Source organism: Polaromonas sp. CG_9.11, assembly GCF_015752225.1.
Classification (GTDB): Bacteria; Pseudomonadota; Gammaproteobacteria; order Burkholderiales; family Burkholderiaceae_C; genus Polaromonas.
The window spans coordinates 1-1,193 of record NZ_JADOVE010000074.1; the positions used below are offsets into that span (position 1 = coordinate 1).

At 65.7% G+C, this 1,193-nt stretch carries 1 protein-coding gene; it reads right to left on the reverse strand.

Features of this window, described 5'->3' with window-relative positions; all coding sequences use genetic code 11:
- Positions 1–183 precede the first annotated feature (183 nt).
- Positions 184–1,193, reverse strand: a 1,010-nt coding sequence (gene istA, locus IWX85_RS20170) for an IS21 family transposase (RefSeq protein WP_196870988.1), incomplete at its 5' end; no start/stop codon positions are given.

Sequence of the window (1,193 nt, forward strand, 5' to 3'; positions counted from 1 at the left end):
CCAGGCGTTCTTCAAAGCTCATGGCCGTCATGCCTGCCTGGGTGAGCTGCTCTTGCAAGCCTGCTGCCATGCCGTTGAGCTTCAAGCCACGAAGCTGCTCCAGAGTGGTGTTCATCATCATGGGTATTCCTTTTATTTGGTCGTCTTGTGCTGTGCAGGCTGTGGCTGCGGGCATGGCCGGCGTCACTGGTAATAGCCCGGCCCGCGCACATGCGCGTGCACCGGACTGGTCCACTCCGACGGGGCGACGGGCGCGATCAGATCGCGTCCATTGGCCAGGATGTCGCGCACATGGGCGCTCCGAGTGGTGCCCAGTTCCAGCGCGATCAGGCAGGCCGCTTCCAGGCGCGGCTTGCCGTAGCGCCTGGCCAGCGAGAGCAAGGCCAGGCAAGCGCGGTAGCCGTGTTCGGGATGCTGGCGCTCTTCGAGCAGGCGCGTGACGATGCGCCCGGTCGCCACGCCGATGCTCGTGCCCCAGTGAATCAGCCGCTCGGGCGTCCACGCCAGGTGCGCCCGGTGGGCCGCTGACAAGTGCTCGGGCACCGTGGTGAAGCCGCCCTTGTGCGCGCAGCGCAGGTGACAGGCTACGCGCTCGCCGCGATGAAGAATCTCCACCGCGCGCGCAGTGATTCGCGCTTCCAAAGCAAGACCGACCAATGAGTGGGGAACGCTGTAGCGGTGGCCTTCAAACTCGACGTGCTGGTCAATGTGAACGCGCACAGTCTTGTAGACCGCCAGCTCCCAGGTCTGCAGCGGCAAAGGCTGCAAGGCCGGTGCATCGAGTTCGGCAAACGCACTGGCGCGGCATCCGGGCAACTTTTGAAACGGCTTGGCGTTGAGCTGCTCCAGGAGCGGGCCGATGGCCTCGTTGACGTCATCGACGGTGTCAAACTGCTGGTGGCGCAGGCGCATCAAGATCCAGCGCTCCACCACCTGCACGGCAGACTCGACCTTTCCTTTGTCCTGCGGGTGGTAGGGGCGTGCCGGCAGCACCGAGGTGCCGTAGTGGCGCGCAAAGTCATGGACCGTGTCGTTCGCCCTGGGCTCGTAGCGGTCGGGGTTGGCAATCAACGCCCGGGCGTTGTCCGGCACGATCAGCAGCGGCACACCGCCGAAGAAACGCAGCGCCTGCGCCGTCGCCCCCAGCCAGTCGGCCGTGGTTTCGCGCGCCGTGGCGTAGGCGAAGGTGTAGC